The 19,884-nt window shown below is 41.8% G+C and carries 20 protein-coding genes and 2 riboswitches; of the genes, 4 read left to right on the forward strand and 16 right to left on the reverse strand.

From position 1 onward, the window contains the following. The first annotated feature begins 223 nt into the window (after positions 1-223). On the forward strand, positions 224-1,132 hold the full coding sequence (locus F9802_RS10885; protein WP_152151815.1) for a LysR family transcriptional regulator: 909 nt from the start codon (positions 224-226) through the stop codon (positions 1,130-1,132). A gap of 288 nt (positions 1,133-1,420) precedes the next feature. Here F9802_RS10885 and gcvPB read toward each other — a convergent pair whose 3' ends face one another. The 14 genes from gcvPB to gnd all read right to left on the reverse strand — a co-directional run bounded on the left by gcvPB (position 1,421) and on the right by gnd (position 15,413). Then, positions 1,421-2,905 (reverse strand): aminomethyl-transferring glycine dehydrogenase subunit GcvPB, encoded by a 1,485-nt coding sequence (gene gcvPB, locus F9802_RS10890; RefSeq protein WP_152151817.1) that lies wholly within the window; start codon positions 2,903-2,905, stop codon positions 1,421-1,423. Further along, a complete protein-coding gene (gene gcvPA / locus F9802_RS10895; protein WP_152151819.1) occupies positions 2,898-4,250 on the reverse strand; it encodes an aminomethyl-transferring glycine dehydrogenase subunit GcvPA in 1,353 nt (450 codons plus the stop codon). The genes gcvPB and gcvPA overlap by 8 nt, the downstream gene beginning before the upstream one ends. Before the next feature lie 2 nt (positions 4,251-4,252). Next, on the reverse strand, positions 4,253-4,648 hold the full coding sequence (gene gcvH / locus F9802_RS10900; protein ID WP_152151821.1) for a glycine cleavage system protein GcvH: 396 nt from the start codon (positions 4,646-4,648) through the stop codon (positions 4,253-4,255). Between the two features lie 46 nt (positions 4,649-4,694). Beyond that, positions 4,695-5,807, reverse strand: a complete 1,113-nt coding sequence (gcvT, locus tag F9802_RS10905; RefSeq protein ID WP_152151823.1) for a glycine cleavage system aminomethyltransferase GcvT — start codon at positions 5,805-5,807, stop codon at positions 4,695-4,697. Between the two features lie 14 nt (positions 5,808-5,821). Then, positions 5,822-6,703, reverse strand: coding sequence for an L-serine ammonia-lyase, iron-sulfur-dependent, subunit alpha (gene sdaAA, locus F9802_RS10910; protein ID WP_152151824.1), 882 nt, complete (start codon positions 6,701-6,703; stop codon positions 5,822-5,824). Continuing rightward, positions 6,703-7,221: a serine dehydratase beta chain gene (locus F9802_RS10915; RefSeq protein WP_152151826.1), complete on the reverse strand. Its 519-nt coding sequence runs from the start codon at positions 7,219-7,221 to the stop codon at positions 6,703-6,705. Before F9802_RS10915 ends, sdaAA begins: the two co-directional genes overlap by 1 nt. A 15-nt stretch (positions 7,222-7,236) precedes the next feature. Further along, positions 7,237-8,487 carry a serine hydroxymethyltransferase gene (glyA, locus tag F9802_RS10920; protein ID WP_152151828.1) on the reverse strand — a complete coding sequence of 417 codons (1,251 nt, stop codon included), beginning with the start codon at positions 8,485-8,487 and terminating at the stop codon, positions 7,237-7,239. A gap of 136 nt (positions 8,488-8,623) precedes the next feature. After that, a riboswitch (glycine riboswitch) is annotated at positions 8,624-8,707 on the reverse strand. 3 nt (positions 8,708-8,710) lie between these two features. Further along, positions 8,711-8,812, reverse strand: a riboswitch (glycine riboswitch). Between the two features lie 143 nt (positions 8,813-8,955). Continuing rightward, a complete protein-coding gene (locus tag F9802_RS10925) occupies positions 8,956-9,369 on the reverse strand; it encodes a cupin domain-containing protein (RefSeq protein WP_152151830.1) in 414 nt (137 codons plus the stop codon). Between the two features lie 204 nt (positions 9,370-9,573). Beyond that, entirely contained in the window at positions 9,574-10,812 is a 1,239-nt protein-coding gene (locus F9802_RS10930) for a M24 family metallopeptidase (protein WP_152151832.1), read from the reverse strand. Between the two features lie 108 nt (positions 10,813-10,920). Then, positions 10,921-12,093, reverse strand: a complete 1,173-nt coding sequence (solA, locus tag F9802_RS10935; RefSeq protein WP_152151834.1) for an N-methyl-L-tryptophan oxidase — start codon at positions 12,091-12,093, stop codon at positions 10,921-10,923. A gap of 353 nt (positions 12,094-12,446) precedes the next feature. Next, entirely contained in the window at positions 12,447-13,394 is a 948-nt protein-coding gene (gene trxB, locus F9802_RS10940) for a thioredoxin-disulfide reductase (RefSeq protein ID WP_152151836.1), read from the reverse strand. 46 nt (positions 13,395-13,440) lie between these two features. Next, positions 13,441-13,758, reverse strand: coding sequence for a thioredoxin (gene trxA, locus F9802_RS10945; RefSeq protein WP_152151838.1), 318 nt, complete (start codon positions 13,756-13,758; stop codon positions 13,441-13,443). 56 nt (positions 13,759-13,814) lie between these two features. Continuing rightward, positions 13,815-14,366, reverse strand: a complete 552-nt coding sequence (locus tag F9802_RS10950) for a peroxiredoxin (RefSeq protein WP_152151840.1) — start codon at positions 14,364-14,366, stop codon at positions 13,815-13,817. Positions 14,367-14,504: 138 nt separating this feature from the next. Then, positions 14,505-15,413 (reverse strand): phosphogluconate dehydrogenase (NAD(+)-dependent, decarboxylating), encoded by a 909-nt coding sequence (gene gnd, locus F9802_RS10955; protein WP_152151842.1) that lies wholly within the window; start codon positions 15,411-15,413, stop codon positions 14,505-14,507. 242 nt (positions 15,414-15,655) lie between these two features. On the opposite strand from gnd, the gene F9802_RS10960 reads away from it, so the two are divergent. The 3 genes from F9802_RS10960 to hxlB all read left to right on the forward strand — a co-directional run bounded on the left by F9802_RS10960 (position 15,656) and on the right by hxlB (position 17,493). Then, positions 15,656-16,024, forward strand: a complete 369-nt coding sequence (locus F9802_RS10960; protein WP_152151844.1) for a winged helix-turn-helix transcriptional regulator — start codon at positions 15,656-15,658, stop codon at positions 16,022-16,024. A gap of 251 nt (positions 16,025-16,275) precedes the next feature. Then, positions 16,276-16,917 (forward strand): 3-hexulose-6-phosphate synthase, encoded by a 642-nt coding sequence (gene hxlA / locus F9802_RS10965; RefSeq protein ID WP_152151846.1) that lies wholly within the window; start codon positions 16,276-16,278, stop codon positions 16,915-16,917. Between the two features lie 18 nt (positions 16,918-16,935). Next, positions 16,936-17,493, forward strand: a complete 558-nt coding sequence (hxlB, locus tag F9802_RS10970) for a 6-phospho-3-hexuloisomerase (protein WP_152151905.1) — start codon at positions 16,936-16,938, stop codon at positions 17,491-17,493. 340 nt (positions 17,494-17,833) lie between these two features. Here the strand turns inward: hxlB and F9802_RS10975 are convergent, their stop codons facing one another. Next, on the reverse strand, positions 17,834-19,045 hold the full coding sequence (locus tag F9802_RS10975; protein ID WP_152151848.1) for a M20 peptidase aminoacylase family protein: 1,212 nt from the start codon (positions 19,043-19,045) through the stop codon (positions 17,834-17,836). Then, positions 19,038-19,880 (reverse strand): GNAT family N-acetyltransferase, encoded by an 843-nt coding sequence (locus F9802_RS10980; RefSeq protein ID WP_152151850.1) that lies wholly within the window; start codon positions 19,878-19,880, stop codon positions 19,038-19,040. Before F9802_RS10980 ends, F9802_RS10975 begins: the two co-directional genes overlap by 8 nt. Between the last annotated feature and the right edge of the window lie 4 nt (positions 19,881-19,884).

A 19,884-nucleotide genomic window follows, 5' to 3' on the forward strand; every position in this document is an offset into this window, starting at 1 on the left:
TGCTTTTTCGGTTAAAAATATAAAACTTTATTTTAAATGTATCCCCTTACAATTCATTGTTTTAAGCTCAAACCATGATTAGGGAATCACTATCAAACTTTTATATCTTAATATTCACATCCTTTCGAATATTTGTTAAACTAATCATACAGCCACTAGCCAATTTTTTCTAATACATCTTTGTTTACTAGTTGATACTTTAAAAATATTAAGGGGTGCATGTATGGAATTAAGGCATTTAAAATACTTTGTTGCTGTGGCGGAAGAGCTTCATTTTGGCAGAGCAGCCCAACGCTTACAGATGGCGCAGCCGCCTTTAAGCCAACAAATTAAACAACTGGAGGCTGAATTGAGTGTGCTTTTGTTTTCCCGGACGAAACAACGCGTGGAATTAACGAAAGCTGGAGAGGCTTTTCTAAAGAGGACGTATGAAATTTTAAATCGTGTACATTTGGCGTGTGAAGAGGCAAAAAGTATCGATCGCGGAGAATCCGGCCAATTAATATTAGCCTTTACGGGATCAATCGCTTTCGAACTTCTTCCCTTATTACTTCGAAGTTATCAAGAAAAATACCCGAATATAAATATTGTCTTGCGGCAAATGACAACAACAGAACAAATGGAAGCTCTTCATGAAAGCACCATTCACGTTGGTTTATTGAATATACCTGTTGAAAGTGCATCGGTACACGTAGAAATGCTGCGTGAGGAACCATTTATTGCTGCCTTGCCAAAAACACATCCATTAGCCTCAGAAACAGAGCCTATCGATGTATCCCGCCTTGCGAACGAACATTTCATCATGACCCCAAGAAAAGCAGGCCAGAGTTATTATGATGCCGTCATTAGTCTTTGCCAGCATGCTGGCTTCAGTCCTAAAAAGACTCAAGAAGCGCAAGAGCTGCATACGGCTTTATCATTTGTTGCTTCCGGAATAGGCATCTCCTTACTGCCATCTTCCATTCAATTTGTCAAAAACGACGAAATTGTCTACTTACAACTCAAAAAAAGCTTTACTACATGTAAAGTGGGAGCAGCATGGAACAAGAAAGAAAGCTCTCCGGTTGTCCATTCATTTATTTCATTTTTAAAAGAATCGATTATTCCTAGTTTGACAGAGAGAGGTATTTAGCGGGTGTGCAGATTCCGGCTGTTCTTGCGTATAAATCGAACTTAGTCGTGCAGAAAATCGGACAACTCGTGCACAAAGCCTGGCGGCCGGTGCATAAGTTTGTTTGCTGTGCACAACTCAATGATTCCTGTGCAGAAAGCTGTCATAGCCGTGCATAAACACCAATAACCGGTGCACAATCAATGCAGCACCGCTTTCCTTTGCTTATTAAAAAAACAGGGCAGCTCCAAAAGTCCGTTAAACACCGGCTTTTGGGACTGCCCCTTCCTTTTCAACTCTATATGCAGTTTACGATTTTACGACTTCTCTCTCTGCCGCTTTCTCTTTTGTATAACGCAAGATTGGCTGTCTTGCTGCTTGTACTTCATCCAATCGGCCAATGACCGTTGTATGCGGTGCCTCTAGTACAACACCTGGATTGTTTTCTACTTCTTTGGCGATTTGAATCATCACCTCAGCAAAGGCATCCAGCGTTTCTTTTGATTCTGTTTCTGTCGGCTCAATCATTAAGCATTCCTCTACATTTAACGGGAAGTAGATCGTCGGCGGATGGTAACCGAAATCGAGCAGACGTTTGGCCATATCAAGTGTTCTTACACCGAGCTTTTTCTGCTTTGATCCTGATAACACAAATTCATGCTTACAAACTTGCGAATACGGTGCTTCAAAATATGGCTCGAGCTTTTTGCGAAGATAATTCGCATGAAGCACGGCGCTTTCAGATACTTGACGCAATCCTTCCGGCCCCATTGTGCGAATATACGTGTACGCACGCACAAGAATACCGAAGTTTCCGTAGTACCCTTTGACACGGCCGATGGATCGTGGATGATCAGAGTTCAATACATACTTCTCACCGTCTTTTTCAACGCGCGGCACTGGCAAGTACGGAATGAGCTTCTTTTTCACGCCGACTGGACCCGCGCCGGGACCGCCGCCGCCATGAGGTGTCGTAAATGTTTTATGAAGATTTAAGTGCACAATGTCAAAGCCCATTTTGCCCGGTGTTGTTTTTCCTAAAATAGCATTGGCATTTGCGCCATCATAGTATAATAAGCCCCCTGCTTCATGAACGACTTTGGCGATTTCCACAATGTCTTTTTCAAACAGACCAAGTGTATTGGGATTTGTCAGCATGAGTGCCGCTGTATCATGATCCACATGCTTCTTTAATTCTTCCAAGTCCACTAACCCATTTTCATTTGATGGGATGGTGACTGTTTTAAAGCCCGCAACCGTCGCACTTGCAGGGTTTGTGCCATGCGCTGAGTCTGGAACAAGTACCTTCGTTCTCGTTTCTCCTTTTTGTTCAAGGTACGCCTTGACCATCATTAACCCTGTCCATTCTCCTTGAGCTCCTGCAGAAGGCTGCAGTGTCACAGCATCCATGCCTGTGATTTCCGCTAACTCTTCCTGCAATTCATGTAAAAGCTGCAGTGCTCCCTGTACCGTCTCTTCCGGCTGATATGGATGAATGCGGCTAAAGCCTTCGAAACGCGCTACATCTTCGTTAATTTTCGGGTTGTACTTCATCGTACAAGAGCCGAGTGGATAGAAGCCATTATCGATTCCGTGATTTTTATTAGAGAGCGCTGTGTAATGGCGCACGAGCTGAAGCTCGGATACTTCCGGGAGCTCCGCTTGTACATCACGAATCAAATGTTTAGGTAATTTATCATACAAATCGATTTTGTCAACGTCACTTTCCGGAAGGCTGGAACCAATACGCCCTGGACGACTGATTTCAAAAATTAGCTCATTATATTCAACCATTCACGCTCGCCTCCAATACTTCTACAAATTGGTCAATTTCTTCTTTCGTTCTTTGCTCTGTCACAGCAATGAGCATTTGATTGTCAAAGCCGTAATCACTTCCTAAATCAAATCCGCCGATCATTCCCGCCTCCAGCAGTTTTGCATTTACTTCCTTCACCGGGCGAGGAAGCTCCACAACAAATTCATTAAAGAAAGGGGATTGATTCATAATCATAAAGCCTTTTTCTTGTAGACGTTTTGCCATGTAATCAGCTTTTTCTATGTTTAGCTGGGCCATATGACGAACTCCCTGCTTTCCAAGTGCGGTCATGCAGACCGAAGAAGCAAGGGCATTCAATGCCTGATTAGAACAAATATTGGATGTCGCTTTATCACGGCGAATATGTTGTTCACGAGCTTGCAATGTTAACACAAAGCCACGTTTTCCTTGCTCATCTTTTGTTTGTCCTACAATGCGTCCTGGTATTTTACGCATGAATTTCTTATGAACGGCAAAATAACCGCAGTGCGGACCGCCAAAGGACATTGGTATTCCTAGTGGCTGCATATCACCGATCACAATATCTGCTCCAAGTTTACCTGGCGCTTGTAACAGTGCTAGTGCAAGTGGATTTGCGCTTACAATGAACAGTGCTCCGTTTGCTTCTGTCGTCTTCTTCATTTCTGCTAAATCTTCAATGGAACCGAAGAAGTTCGGGTATTGAACGATAACAGCTGCTGTGTCCTGATCAATTTGTTCCTGCAATTTCACTAAATCTGTAACATCAGCAGCAAGATCTACCTCTTCAACAGTGTACCCTTGACCTGCTGAAACCGGATTTATAATCGCACGGGATTCAGGATGAACCGCCTTAGATATAAGCACTTTTGAACGTTTTGTTGATGCAACAGCAAGCGATGCCGCTTCGGCAAGCGATGTAAAGCCGTCGTACATGGAAGAATTGGCGACATCCATGCCTGTCAGCTCACAAACCATCGTTTGAAATTCAAAAATGGCTTGTAACTCCCCTTGACTGATTTCCGGCTGATACGGCGTATAGGCAGTATAAAATTCTGAGCGGGAAATCATATGATTCACCACACTTGGAATGTAATGATCGTATGTGCCTGCCCCAAGAAATGTCGGGTATTGATTGGCGTTTTTGTTTTGCGAAGCAAGCTCATGCATCTTTTTCAACAATTGCGGTTCAGGAATAGCAGCCGGGATATTTAATTCTCCCTTCAGACGAATCTCAGGCGGGATATCTTCAAACAGCTCATCTGTTGAAGAAATACCTAGAAAGGATAACATTTCCTCTTGATCTTGTTTTGTATCTGGAAGATATCTGTAAGTTGCTGTCATCTTTATACATCTCCTTCGCTAACAAATTCCTTGTACTCGTCTTCACTTAAAAGCGCCTCTAATTCTTCCGGGTTAGACATTTCCACTTCTATTAACCAGCCTGCTTCATATGGCTGTTCGTTAATCGTCTCAGGTGCATCTCCCAGCGAATCATTTACGCCGACAACCGTACCTGACACAGGTGAATAAAGTTCAGAAGCGGTCTTAACCGACTCGATCGTGCCCATCGTTTCATTCGCTGTTACTTTATCGTCCATTTCTGCATTTTCCACAAAGACGATGTCACCTAATTGATCTTGGGCATAATCAGAAATACCGATACGCACCCGATTTCCACCTAATTGCAGAACCCACTCATGATCCTCGCTATATAGCAAACTTGCAGTCGCTTTTGTCATTATTTTTCTTCCTTTCCCGCGATAATATTTCTACGATTTTAAAAGTTTATGAACCTTTTTTATAGAACGGTGCTTTCACCACAACAGCATCAATTTTTTTATTGCGAATTTCAACTTGCAGCGGTGTTCCCACTTCTGTATGTTCTGCCGATACGAGTGCAAGACCTAAATTTTTCTGTAATGACGGTGAGCGTGTTCCAGATGTAATCAATCCAATTTCCTCTTCTCCGGAAAACACCTTGTATCCGTGACGGGGAATGCCCCGTCCTGTTACTTCGATCCCTACTAACTTTCGTTTTAACCCTTCTGTTTTTTGGACTATAAGAGCCGTTTTGCCGATAAATTTACTTTCTTTATTCGTTTTGACGGCAAAACCTATTCCCGCTTCAAGCGGGCTGATTTCACTTGTAAGCTCCTGCCCATATAATACGAGGCGTGCTTCAAAACGAAGCGTATCACGCGCACCAAGCCCACACGGTTTTAAGCCATCTGCCTTGCCAGCTTCTAAAAGTTTCTCCCAAAGTGCTTCGGCCTTGTCCGCTGCCAAATAAAGCTCAAAACCATCCTCCCCTGTATAGCCAGTACGAGAAACGAGCACATCTGTAATACCATCTACATTGACATGTTGAGCAAAGTGGAAAACACTAATTTCCGATAAGTTAACCTCTGTTAATTTTTGCAAAATACCTTCTGCTTTTGGACCTTGGATAGCGAGCAAGGCAATGTCACTTGATAAATTTTCGATCTTCACGTCTCCTTGTGCATGCTGCTTCATCCACTCAACATCTTTTTCAATGTTTGCTGCATTAATGACGAGTAAATATTTTTCATTCCCGAGCTTGTAAACGAGCAAATCATCGATCGTTCCGCCGTCCGGATTGCACATTGCTGTATACTGTGCTTGGTTAATACCGATCTTTGTTACATCATTCGTGACAAGATAGTTGATATAACTTTCTGCGTCTTTTCCTTCAACGAGCACTTCTCCCATATGAGAAACATCAAAAAGTCCGGCTTCCGTTCGAACGGCTTCATGTTCTTCTAAAATGCTTGAAAATTGCACTGGAAGTTCCCAGCCGCCAAAATCAATCACCTTTGCGCCGTATTTTTTATATACATCAAAAAGCGGTGTCCGCTTTAATACTGTTTCTGTACTCATTGATACACCTCCGACTAAATTTTTCTGCAAAACAACTCTTCTTTTACCTTTTTACCTGTTTCGGTCATAGCAAGGCCGCCAAGTGCTGTTTCTCTAAGTGTTCTCGGCATTTCCTTTCCAATCTTGTACATAGCCTCAATCACTTCATCGCACGGAATGCGGCTTTCAACACCGGCAAGAGCTAAATCGGCAGCTGCAAAGGCAATCGATGTACCAATGACATTTCGCTTAATGCAAGGTACTTCAACAAGTCCCGCAACGGGATCACAAACTAAACCTAAAAGTGATTTCATCGCAATGGCGGTGGCATGCACGACTTGTTTCGGTGTTCCGCCTTTTAATTCAACGATCGTTCCCGCCGCCATGGCGGTGGCAGAACCAACCTCTGCCTGACATCCTCCTGCAGCCCCTGAAATAAATGAACGGTTAGCAATCACGTAACCGAGCATACTTGCTGTAAACAATCCCATAACTAACTCTTTATAAGGAGTACCATCATTTTTATGAAGCGAAAACAAGACGCCCGGCAAAATTCCTGCGGCACCAGCAGTCGGAGTGGCGACAATGACACCCATGCGTGCATTGCTTTCAGACGTTGCCAGCGAGAAAGTCATCGCCTGACTAATATAATTACCTGTAAGCGGTTTCCCCGAACGTTCATAATCACTCATTTTCACGGCATCACCGCCGGAAATACCGCTCGGTGCAGCCGAGGCGTCTTCTTTACCGCTGTCAATAGCTTCCTTCATTTTGATTAACCGTTCTTCCATCATGCTGATGATCGTTTCTTTGTCTCTCCCTGACTTTTCTGCTTCCATCATCAGCATCATTTCACCAATTGTTGTTTGCTCCTGCTCACAGGCTTCAATGAGTTCTTGCATTGACTGAATGTCCATCACAATTCCCCCACAAGTACTTTGCTCATCTTTTGTTCATGATAATTTTTAGCAATTACAGAAAAGTCATCGCTTGTACTTAAACGTATATCCGCCATCTCGCCATCAATCATGAATACTTTTGATAAGCCTCCCCCGAGAGAGGCGCCGCCAACCTTGACAACTTGATCCCCATGTCTAGCTGTCACAATCGTCGTATTTGGATGCTCAAAATAGCTGCAATGGTCTTCAAGTTCAAAAGTATAGTGGAGCCCCTGCTCGGAAGCTAATTCAATGGAGTGTTTAATTCGTGAATCATCTGTATCCATTCCGAGCAGCCCGCCGAGCAGGGCTTTATCCGTTCCATGCCCTTGATATGTTTCCGCGAAAGAATCATAGAAAATAATATTCGCCTCTTCCGGACAGCCATCTAACAGTTCATAAATAAATCTTCCAATGGACACAACACCAGCTGTATGAGAACTAGATGGTCCTACCATGATCGGTCCGATAATGTCAAAGCAACTTTGAAATTCCATGAAGATGCTCCTTCCTTACACGTTAATTGGCTGTTGAAATAATGGAAACACTTCACAAATGGACGTTGTTGTTTCTTTTGCCTTTTTCAGAACTGCTGCATCGCCTTTGCTCTTCAAAACAGCTGCGATAACTTGCGCGATCTGCACCATCTCTTCTTGTTTCATTCCGCGTGTTGTTAACGCTGCTGTTCCCATGCGGATACCGCTTGTGACAAACGGGCTTTGCGGATCATATGGAATCGTATTTTTATTAACGGTAATTCCTGCCTCTTCAAGCAGCTTCTCCGCCTCTTTTCCTGTTAAGTCCCACGGGCGCACATCGAGCAGTACAATATGATTATCTGTTCCACCGGAAACAAGGGTCGCTCCTTCTTGCTTTAATGCTTCACCAAGCGCTTCGGCATTGTCGATCACTTGACTGGCGTATTGTTTAAAGCTTGGCTGCAATGCTTCTTTGAACGCGACTGCCTTCGCTGCAATAATGTGCATTAACGGTCCGCCTTGAATTCCTGGGAACACAGCTTTGTTGATTGCTTTGCTGGTTTCTTCATCGTTTGTTAAAATGATGCCGCCGCGCGGGCCTCTTAATGTTTTATGCGTAGTGCTCGTCACAACATCTGCATATGGTACTGGTGATGGATGAAGTCCCGCTGCAACGAGCCCGGCAATATGTGCCATATCTACCATCAATTTGGCGCCCACTTTATCGGCAATTTCTTTAAATCGGGCAAAGTCAATCGTTCTCGGATAAGCGCTTGTACCTGCAATAATCAGTTTTGGTTTTTCAGCTTTAGCGATGACTTCAAGCTCATCATAGTCAATTAACTGATTATCTTCCCGGACTCCATAAGAAACAATGTCAAACCATTTTCCCGAAACGTTGACAGGGCTTCCATGAGTTAAGTGTCCGCCATGCGAAAGGTTCATTCCCATTATTTTGTCACCAGGCTGAAGCAGCGCGTAAAAAACAGCGAGATTTGCTTGGGCACCTGAGTGGGGCTGAACATTTGCATACTTGGCATTAAACAGCTCAGTTAGGCGCTCAATAGCTGCTCGTTCTGCCACGTCAACAAATTCACATCCGCCATAGTAACGCTTCCCTGGAAGACCTTCTGCATATTTATTCGTCAGCACGCTCCCCATTGCTTCTAACACATCTTCACTTACAAAGTTTTCTGAGGCGATTAGCTCCAGTGTTTGATGCTGGCGGTTTTTTTCCTGCTCAATCGCTTTAAAAATCGTTGTATCATTTTTTTGTAAACTCATTCTTCTTCCCCCTAAAATGTTGTTTTCTTCAAGTAGCCTTCTTTTTTAGAAAACCGTAGTGAAAATCCATACCGTGCTGCCTTTTTCTGCACACAAAAAAGGACAGAAAAGGGGCAGCATAGCGTTCTCTCCCCTTCTCTGTCCTTTTACCTGAGAGTTTAACTCCATTATTTATAGAGTCTTCCCCTTTGGTGGCGTTTTACAAACGCGCTCTCCAGAGGTGCGTCCCGTTGCAGTTCATCTACCTGAGAGATTAGTTCCAAGGGTCTTTTTGGAACTTGCTCCTTCGGTGGCATATTCTTTCACACTCTCCTACAACAATCATCCGCGCTTATTTAATTTTCATTATTTTCAGAATAATGGTTAGACGCATAGATGTCAACTTTTTTTGCAAATGCCGCCGTAAGGTTTTTATAAAATTGTGTGAAGATCATCCAGATAACTGTTTTGCACCAAGCTTGTCCTTTATTATAAATAAGAAGGATTCGCCTCGATGTTTTTAAAATAAACCGCTTCCCCATCACTTTCACCATCAAAAATAACAGTTGTCTTAGGAGAGAAGACTAAAACATCTCCAACTTCCCCTACATATTTATTCCCTTCGACATCACGTACAACTATTTTTCCTTTTGTGACGATTTTCACTTCGATAAAATCAAAGTCTACTGAATAATCTACTGAAGGCTGCAAAGCAAAGTAACCTAATGTTACTACTTCTTTTTTGTCTGTAAGAGGCACATCAAGAATTTGTCCTTTGAGTTCAGGTGTTCCTCGCAATTCACCCACTTCATTTAAATTATAAGTACCTGCCTTAATTAACTGAATACCTGGCTTTTCACATAAAAGTTTTACTTCGTTTTGTTTAATCGTTTTTTGGCTCATTTTTGCACCTCTAAATTTTTTTATTTTTTAAAATGTTCAACCGTTTCAAGTGTATTTAACAACCTGCAGATAATGCGGGCAATGTTTCAAAAGTTCTCTATTGTCCGGCATTCTGACAAAACTGGGGGCCGAGGTCTAAGTTGTTCCCGGCCTTTTACCCCAGCTTGTCCTTTTCTTCCTTATTTTGAAAGGATAGCGATCAAATTACTTTTTAATAATGTTATGCTCCGGACCAAATGGGAATTTAGTGATGTTCTCCGCTCCATTCTCGCTAATGACGAGGATGTCGTGCTCGCGGTAACCGCCAGCTCCCGGCTCTCCCTCTGGAATCATAATCATTGGTTCCATAGACACAACCATGCCTGGCTCCAGTACTGTTTCGATATCTTCCCGCAGTTCCAGCCCAGCCTCGCGTCCGTAATAGTGGCTCAGTACGCCGAATGAATGTCCGTAACCGAACGTCCGGTTCGCTAACAAGTTGTGCTCACGGTAAATCTCATTTAATTCAGCGGCGATATCCATACATCTAGCACCCGGCTTGATCAGTTCAAGGCCGCGTCTGTGCACTTTACAGTTAATTTCCCACAGCTCCAGATGGCGGTCAGACACTTCTTCCAAGAACAATGTACGCTCAAGTGCCGTGTAGTAACCAGCAATCATCGGGAAGCAGTTCAGGCTCAAAATATCTCCTCGCTGCAGCTTGCGGGAAGTCGCCCAGTTGTGAGCGCCGTCCGTATTAATGCCGGATTGGAACCAAATCCACGTATCCCGAAGTTCAGCGTGCGGGTACGTGCGGGCGATTTCGCGCACCATTGCTTCTGTGCCATGCAGCGCCACTTCGTATTCCGGTACACCTTCGCGAATCGCTTCGACAACGGCCGCTCCGCCGATATCCGCAATGCGGGCACCGTTTTTAATCAAATCAATTTCCTCGTCAGACTTAAACATCCGATGCCCCATCACCGCCTGAGAAACGTCCACAAGCTCTGTTTTTGGCAGGGCATCCTGCACTTGGCGACGTAAATCGAGCGTCATATGGTCATTTTCTACACCGAGACGCCCGCTGGAGAAGCCTCCCTCATTTAATACCTTTTTCACCGCATAAAGAAAGTTGTCTCTTTTCCAGTCTGTGTAGACAATATTCTCGTCAAAGCTGCGTCTCCACGGCATGCCGGCATCAATGTTTGCGCTTACAGTAACATGCTTGTCTTGAGTAACGATCAGCGCATACGATCTGTTGAAAGACGTGTACAGGAAGTCACTGTAATAATTGATGTTATGGTAAGAAGTAAACATAACAGCATCGATTCCGGCTTTCGCCATATACTCGCGCAAACGGGTATTGCGGCGTGTCATTTCCTCTTTGGAAAAAGTAGGTTTTACTTTCTCTCCGCCGTTTTGTAAGATTTTTGTTCTTTCAAGATCTGTGATTTGTTGTACCATGTTATTCACCTTTCCTTTCTCACATTTCAAATTAGATTTTATTTTTTGCTTTATATATTATTCTCTTATACTAGTAAAAGCAGATAACTCATTGATTCCACTAATTAATTAGTTAGTTGTTTTTTGTAACGTTCCTTTTAAAGCAGGACGGTTAATAGAGAAGATCGAAATATCGTGCTCTGTTTTACCAGTTAAAGCTAATTGGCTTAACACTTCACCAACTCCACTGGAAAATTTAAATCCATGACCCGAGAAGCCGGCAGCGATGACTACGTTGGAATGTTCAGGATGTAAGTCTATAACGAAATGTTCATCTAATGTTTTCGTGTACATGCAGACGGCCCCTCTTTTTATCTCTCCATTTGCTTCTGGCATATATTCTTCCAAGAAAGCGCGAAGATTACTTTCATCTTCTGGATAAACGCCAAATTCGCGATTAATTGTATCAGGGTCAATTTTCTGCCCGAACGTATGATATCCTAATTTCAATCCGCAGCCGCCGAAGCTTGGGAATCCGTAATAAATACCATTTGGCACTTCAACCATAAATCCTGGGAAATCAATATTATTGCTATACTTTGATTCATCGGATTCAAAGAAAGCTACAACTTGACGATATGGCTGTAATGGGATGTCAAGATTTAGTTTGGAAAGTAGTTTGCTATTCCAAGCTCCCATGCTGACAATTAATTTATCAGCTGTGTATGATCCATTTGGTGTTTCGATTTTGACTAAGTCCGGTGAAATGTCAAAGTCCTCAACGCGTGTATGTGTTAAAACTTTAGCACCTCGCGCTTCAGCTAACTCGCGGTAGGCACGAATACAATTTTCACTGAATAATACACCTGAGTTCGGTTCGAAAATAGCATTATAGTTTTCCGGAACCGTTATACCCGGCCAACGCTTATTTATTTCATCACCTTCAAGTAAATCAACAGTCAATGAATGTTCCTTTGCCGCTTCCATCGTTTCTGCAACGAAAGCCGATTCACCTTTAGGACCAAATACGAGTACGCCCGTTTTCGTGAATATTTTATGGTGTGTTTCTTTTTCTAGTTCATACCATAACTCTTGTGATCTTAATGCAAGAGGAACATATTCTCTTCCCTCACCGTAAGCATGGCGGATAATACGAGTATCACCGTGATGGCTTCCGTTTGTATGCGGCGGATCAAATGCATCCACTAATAATGTTTTGACTCCTTGCTTTGCTAATTGATAACCTGCCGCCATTCCCATTGACCCAGCTCCGACAACGATGACATCAAAATGTGTGCTCATAACATTCCTCCTAGAAAAACATTTAAATATTTTTTTAATTTGAAATATTGGGAAAACTTATTTCTTATCTGTATCATACAGCGGTTTATTATAAGTAACAATTGGATGATGATGCTTAATATTTTTGCAAGTAAAAATATTTGTTGTGCATAACGAACAAAAGCGCAAGCGCCTTGATCAGCCCTCAACAACAAAGAAAAGCATGGCATGCGTTGAACCTCCCCCAGTCGCCTGGGAAATCCAACGCATGCCATGCTCACTTTCGCTGTCATACACCTTAAAAGCAGCCAGCTGGGCGCGAAAGAATAAACGCCCGTCTTAATAAAAGGCTTGAGGTTGTGTCCGTCTGCCTATCATGAAAGTGACTCAGCTAATTGCGCGTTTAAGTTTTCCACATAATGCTGGACTTCTATAGCCGCAACACACCCATCTCCCGTGGCCGTTACAACTTGCCGGACTGCTTCTTTTCTAATATCTCCAATCGCATAAATTCCCGGAATATCCGTTTTCATTCGATCATCTGTCACAATCCAGCCTTCTTCATCAGTAATCGCTAGATTTTTTACAAAGTCGGAAACAGGATTCATGCCAATGTATTCAAAAACACCGTCAGTTGAAAACGTCTTTGTTTCACCCGTTTTTACATTTTCAAGAAGAACACCACTTACTTTGTTTTCTCCAATAATCTCATTCACTAACGTATCGTAAACAATCTCAATCTTATCGTTTTTAAGCATCCGCTCTACTAAAATAGGCTGCGCTCTAAATCGATCCCGGCGATGTAACACCGTCACTTTTTTAGCAAACTTCGTTAAAAAAATGGATTCTTCTACTGCGGAATCTCCGCCGCCTACAACGACAAGCTCTTTTTCTTTAAAAAAGGCTCCGTCACAAACAGCACACCACGATACACCGCGGCCTGAAAATTCCTCTTCTCCAGGTATACCTAGTTTTTTATATTTAGTGCCTGTAGCTATAATGATAGATTTTGCTTTATACGTTTGATTATCCGTATACACAACTTTGATATTGCCTTCATCAGCAATGTCTTGCACATTTGCTTGTTCATATTCTGCTCCAAACTTCAAAGCATGTTCAAACATGTTTTGCGCCAAGTCTGGCCCGGATATATGCGAATAGCTAGGAAAATTCTCGATTTCTTCCGTATTTTGAAGTTGCCCGCCCGGAACCCCCCGCTCTATAAGTAAGGTTTTCAGATTGGCCCTTGATGTATAAACAGCAGCGGTCATACCGCCAGGACCCGCACCGATAATAATTACGTCATAAATGTTATCGCTCATATACAATACCTCTCTTATCAAAGGAAATAGATTACTTTAGTGCACTTTAGAGATATTTAGAAATTAAGTTCTTTAATTTTTCCTCCGGAGAGAACCCCATACTTTGCTTTGCTACTGAACCATTTTTAAAAATGAGAATAGTAGGGACACTCATAATGTTGAATTGCTGGGCTAAATCACTGCTTTCATCGATATCGACATCCCCAAATACAACGTTATCCATGCTCTCTGATAAATTGTCCAACACTGGAGCAATCATCTTGCAAGGGCCGCACCAGGGGGCACCAAATTTAATAACGGCTACTTCATTAGCAGCTGTCACTTCACCAAAATTAGCTTCATTAACAGTTACTACGTTTGACATTGAATCGTCCTCCTTTATAAATGAATCTCCATTTTATAATTAGTTAACGCTTGCCATTAGCTAAGGGATAAAGTCTTTTCCCCTGGCTTCCAGTTTGCCGGACATAAGCCGCCCGTTTGTAATGCCTGCAGAACGCGCAATGTTTCATTTACGTCACGGCCAATATTGTTATCGAATACAACTTGATACATTAGTTCTCCCTCTGGATTAATAATAAATAATCCGCGAAGAGCAATTCCTTCTTCTTCAATGAGCACGCCGTATTCCTGGGAGACAACATGATTTGTATCAGCAGCTAAAGGATAATTTAAATCTCCTAACCCGTTGTTTTTACGATCCGTATTAATCCAGGCAAGGTGAGTGTGTACCGTATCTGTAGATACCCCAATCACTTCTGCGTCTAAATCTTCAAATTCCTCGTAACGGTCGGACATAGCTGTAATTTCTGTTGGGCATACGAAAGTAAAATCCATTGGATAGAAAAATAGTACCGTCCACTTATCGTTTTTAATATTTTCATCTAAACTTACTTTCTTAAATTCCTTATTCGCCATGACTGCATCCATTTCGAAACGAGGAGCTTGGTTACCTACTTTAAGTTCTGCCATTTCATTCACCCTTTACTTTTTATTTAGTTGATCTTGTGTTTTATATTATCATAAGTATCAAATGATAATCAATACTTATTTATAATAATTTTAATTTAAAACAAAAAACAGTAACAAAAGGAATGCGATCCTTTATTTTTAGTTGCTTACCTTCTCGCTTTTTTCTACAGCATGCCCTCCAAATTCATTGCGCAGTGCTGCTACAACTTTACCTGTGAAAGTGTCGTCTTCCAAGGATCGATAACGCATCAATAAGGACATGGCGATAACAGGAGTGGCCGTTTGTAAATCCAAAGCCGTTTCAAGCGTCCATTTCCCTTCACCGGAAGAATGCATAGTCCCTTTAATTTCATCTAGTCCGGCATCCTTGGAAAAGGCGCGTTCCGTTAATTCCATGAGCCATGAACGAATAACGGAACCGTGATTCCACACTTTGGCTACTTTTTCGTAGTCATAATCAAATTCACTTTTCTCTAATATTTCAAATCCTTCCCCAATGGCGGCCATCATCCCGTACTCAATGCCGTTGTGAACCATTTTTAAGAAGTGGCCGCTGCCCGCTTTTCCTGCATATAAATATCCTTTTTCTACAGCTGTATCCCGAAAAATAGGCTCCACTATACTCCACGCTTCAGGATCGCCGCCAACCATATAGCAAGCTCCGTTGCGAGCACCTTCCATTCCCCCAGAGGTTCCGGCATCCATAAAGCTCACTCCGTATTCCTTCAGTTTATTGTACCGGCGAATAGATTCCTTATAGTGGGAATTTCCTGCTTCAATCACGATATCACCACTGCTCAAAAATGGTGTAATCTCATCAATCACCGAATCAACGACTGCATGCGGCACCATAATCCAGAGAACTCTTGGTTGCGCTAATGATTGAATGAGCTCTTGTAAATTTGACGCGCCCTCAGCCCCGTATTTTCTCATTTCCTCAACTGCATCAGGATTCAGATCAAACGCCACTACTTCGTGATTGTGGTCAATTAAATTTTGACCTAAGTTTAATCCCATTTTCCCTAAACCAATTAACCCGATTTCCATATTGATTGCCTCCTAAAAAGTATTTTCCGCTTCAAAATTGGAAATATTTCGATAATTTGTTACAATTGAATGTGTAGATGGAATGAATTTCACGTAGGGCAGTCTACTCATTCATTGTAGCCTTATGTTCTTGATCACCTATGATAATGCAAGTATAGCTCGGAAAATACCCAAATGTAAGTATGCACTTTTTTAACATATAGTTATAAAAAGTATACCACCATGATAAGGAGCTGAAGGAAATGGGACATCTTCGCAACAAAGTATTTAATTGTGAAAAGGAACTGACTCTTTCCATTATTGGAGGCAAGTGGAAAATGCTTATTTTGTGGCACCTTGGTAAAGAGGGTACAAAACGGTTTAGCGAACTAAAATCTCTCATGCCTGGTGTCACTCAAAAAATGCTTGTTAATCAATTGCGGGAACTTGAAAGGGATTTAATTGTTCATCGTGAAATTTACCCTGTCGTTCCTCCGAAAGTAGAATATTCATTAACAAAACAAGGAGAAAGTCTCCTCCCTATTCTCGAGATTATGTATGAGTGGGGCAAAAATTATAAAAAAACCCTCTCAGAAAAAAGAGAAGCGGAAATCAACAGGGCTGTAAAATAAACAGATTTCATCCAAAAGTAAGATACACTGTCGGATCGTAACAAAACCCATGCACAAAGCCTTTATACGGTCGCTGCACACGTTTTTTGTGTACATAGACTTTCCGGTGATTGTTGTCTTTTTCTCCTCCCACAGTATACTTTTGGTTACTATATGATATTAAAGTGCGTACTTCTTTTTTAAAAAGATACGTACTACAATAGGATTTAGATTCACATCAAACAAAAAATTATTTAAGGAGTGAAGTAATAATGGAACTTCAATTAGCGTTGGATCTTGTAAACATCCCGGAAGCAAAGGCAGTAGTAAAAGAGGTCGCGGAACATATCGATATCGTTGAAATCGGTACACCAGTTGTTATTAACGAAGGATTGAAAGCGGTAAAAGAAATCAAAGAAGCATTTCCTAATTTAAAAGTATTGGCTGACTTGAAAATCATGGACGCAGGTGCATATGAAGTAATGAAAGCATCTGAAGCTGGTGCTGATATTATCACTGTACTTGGCGCAACAGACGATGCAACGATTAAAGGTGCCGTAGAAGAAGCTAAAAAACAAGGAACACAAATTCTTGTTGATATGATTAACGTAAAGGACCTTGAGCAACGTGCGAAAGAAATTGATGCACTAGGCGTTGACTACATTTGCGTACACACTGGCTACGATCTTCAAGCAGCCGGCGAAAACTCTTTCCAACAACTTCAAACAATTAAGAGCGTTGTAAAAAATGCAAAAACAGCTATCGCAGGCGGTATTAAATTAGATACACTTCCGGAAGTTGTTCAAACACAACCTGATCTTGTCATTGTAGGCGGCGGAATTACTGGACAAGAAGATAAAAAGGCTGTAGCAGCTAAGATGGAATCATTGATTAAACAAGAGTCACTTGCATAAGAAGGTTAAGTAATGGTTATGCAAACAACTCAATACTTAAATGAGATCATTAAAGAGTTAAGTAATACTACCGCCTTAATATCCGATGAAGAATCCGAAAAACTAGTAGATTATATTTTAGAATCTAAGAAAATTTTCGTAGCTGGGGCGGGTCGATCCGGGTTTATGGGCAAATCCTTTGCCATGCGGATGATGCATATGGGATTGGATTCCTACGTAGTAGGAGAAACCGTCACTGCTAACCTGGAAGAAGACGATATATTAATTATTGGTTCCGGCTCAGGTGAAACGAAAAGTTTAGTTTCAATGGCTGAAAAAGCCAAAAGCATAGGCGGAAAAGTCGTGGCTGTTACCATTTATCCTGATTCTACAATTGGAAAATTAGCAGATATGACCGTTAAATTGCCTGGCGCGCCTAAAGACCAATCGGAAAGCGAATACAAGACCATTCAGCCGATGGGATCTTTGTTTGAACAAACTCTTTTATTATTCTATGATTCTATCATTTTGAGATTTATGGAGAAAAAAGGGTTGAATTCAACGACAATGTATGGCAAACATGCCAACCTTGAATAGAATACCCTTTTGATCGGTGCAGTACAAAAATATCATTTTTCAGATATGCCCCCTTTCATATATCTGAATCATTCACGAATTGTATAGCTAGTAATCCCTTAAATTTGTGGTGTGACTCCTCCCAAGGAAATGATTAGAAGTGCATACTTAAACAGCCTGAGTCCTAAATAGGACTCAGGCTTTTAAATTTTTAAGAATAAAAGCGCAAGCGCCTTGACCAGCCCCGACAAGCAAATGTTCTTTCCTCAATGTCTAGCTGCAGGCGCAAGCGCCTTCCGCTTTTCTATAAAGAAGTCCGCTTTTTGACTTCATTGAGGAAAGGTTATTTGACACCGAGGGGCTAGGCGCTGGAGCTAGACGTAGACCTGTTCCAGCCTTTTATCTTTGTTTCTTTCACTTTTGTACATATCTCTTCCTGTTGCAATAGCTTCAACGTGGAGATAGCTAAAACTTTCACACCGTTCTGTAAAGAATCCAAGTTAAAGCTCATATTTGGATGATGCAAGCCGGGTTGTAAATCTGTACCAAGCCCCACCATCGTCGCTTGAATGTGCGGAAAGGAACTTTTATAAAAATGAAAGTCCTCCCCTCCTGGTGTAACCGGCGGTGCAGCGAGAGCATCTTCACCGAGCGCTTCAACAATAGCCGCTTTCACCAACTCCTCCATCTCCGGACTAGGTTCAGCAGCAACCATCGCTGCGAGGGTCTCTACCTCAACCTTTGCACGGTTGGCAGACCCAGCATAAAGAATAGCATGTTCAATCTGTTCAATGAGCTGGTGCAACACATGATTATCTTGAGCACGAATGTCTATTCCAAACTCCGCATAGTCCGGAATGATATTTATATTATTTCCCCCTGCCTGAACCATGGTCACTTTTGCGGACGCCGACACGGTTGGATCAATCTTTACAGAGTTAACAGCCTGAATAATGGCACCAAGTGAGTCAACAACATTAATGCCTTGATTCGGCCTTGAACCATGGGCCTGTATTCCCTCAATTCGTCCCTTTAATAATGTAGTCGCTCCATGATAGATAGCCGGGGACGCCTGACCAAATGTTAATTCTTGAATGGGACGTACATGAATCCCCAGTAAATAATCAACATCATTCATGACACCTTTTTCAATAAGTGCCTGGGCTCCTTTTCCGGACTCTTCTGCGGGTTGAAAAATAATCTTTAACAGCCCTTTCGGATAAAACCCTATTTCCTTTAAACAAGTAATCGTATAAAGTACCATTGTCATGTGCGCATCGTGTCCACAAGAATGGTTCGCTTTCCATTCACCGTCGACTATTTGCCATAAAGCATCGATATCCGCTCTTAATCCAATCACAGGGCCTTCTTCTTCGTTCCCCCAGTAGCCTATCACCCCGGTATGGTCGTCAAATGTTTTAAATGGAATGTCCAACATCTTTAATTGACTACATAAGTATTCGGTTGTCTTTTCTTCTTTCCAGCTAATTTCAGCGTTTGAATGTAAGTAGTTGTAAGTTGATTTTATTGACTCTTTATTTTCGTCCACCCAATGTTTTATTTTTTCAATCATGATCATGCTCCAAGTTCTTATTTTCAATAACATAATAATGAACGGGTTCCGTGTTATTTTTTAACATTCCTGTTACTCTATAACCTTTTGATAATACTTCTGTTAACACCTTTCTTAATTCATATCTCCATGCTTTCGCCGTCTCTATATCAACTTTTTTCAAGTGATGAATATTGGCAGGGACAGGAAGCAAATAACCGTCTTCATTATTTATTATTTTTTCCTCACATGAAAAAGGAAGCTGATTGTTTTCTCTGTAGTTTAAAAGCGGCTCATAGTTTTTCACAGTGAATTCATTTTGGAGCGAACCAGCCAGCGCGCTTTTGACCCTCGTTGAACAAATATCCCATTCCGCTAAAAAACGGTCAGAAGGCAGACCCTTATTCAGCTTATCTTTCATTTCCCCGTAATAAGAAGGAATATAGGTTTTTACGTAGGCTCCGAGCTTGTTAAGGTTAAAATAGGCATTTCTCGCTTCTAACGGATCAAAGGTCCATACGATTTTTTTATAACCGTACTGTATGGCCCATTCTCGCTGTTTTAACTTTAACTGTAAACCAATGCCGAGATTGCGATAATCTTGATGGACAGCTGCCATATGCGAATATAAATAGTGTTCTTGATGTTTATAACCTGGAAAACTGTATGACATGCCAATTAACTTTCCGTCATGAAAAGCACCCGATATGAAACCGCCATGGTGAGAAGCAGCAATAAGCTGAGCAAGCGGGATAACAGCCTCCCTGCTCCAAATTTCCTCTTGAAACGAAACCATTTCTTGAATGTCCTTCAAATCATCGATCTGCTTATAAATGATTGATTGTGTCGTTATCATTTCT

This window comes from Bacillus aerolatus (assembly GCF_009183655.1).
In the GTDB taxonomy this organism is placed as follows: Bacteria; Bacillota; Bacilli; order Bacillales; family Domibacillaceae; genus Pseudobacillus; species Pseudobacillus aerolatus.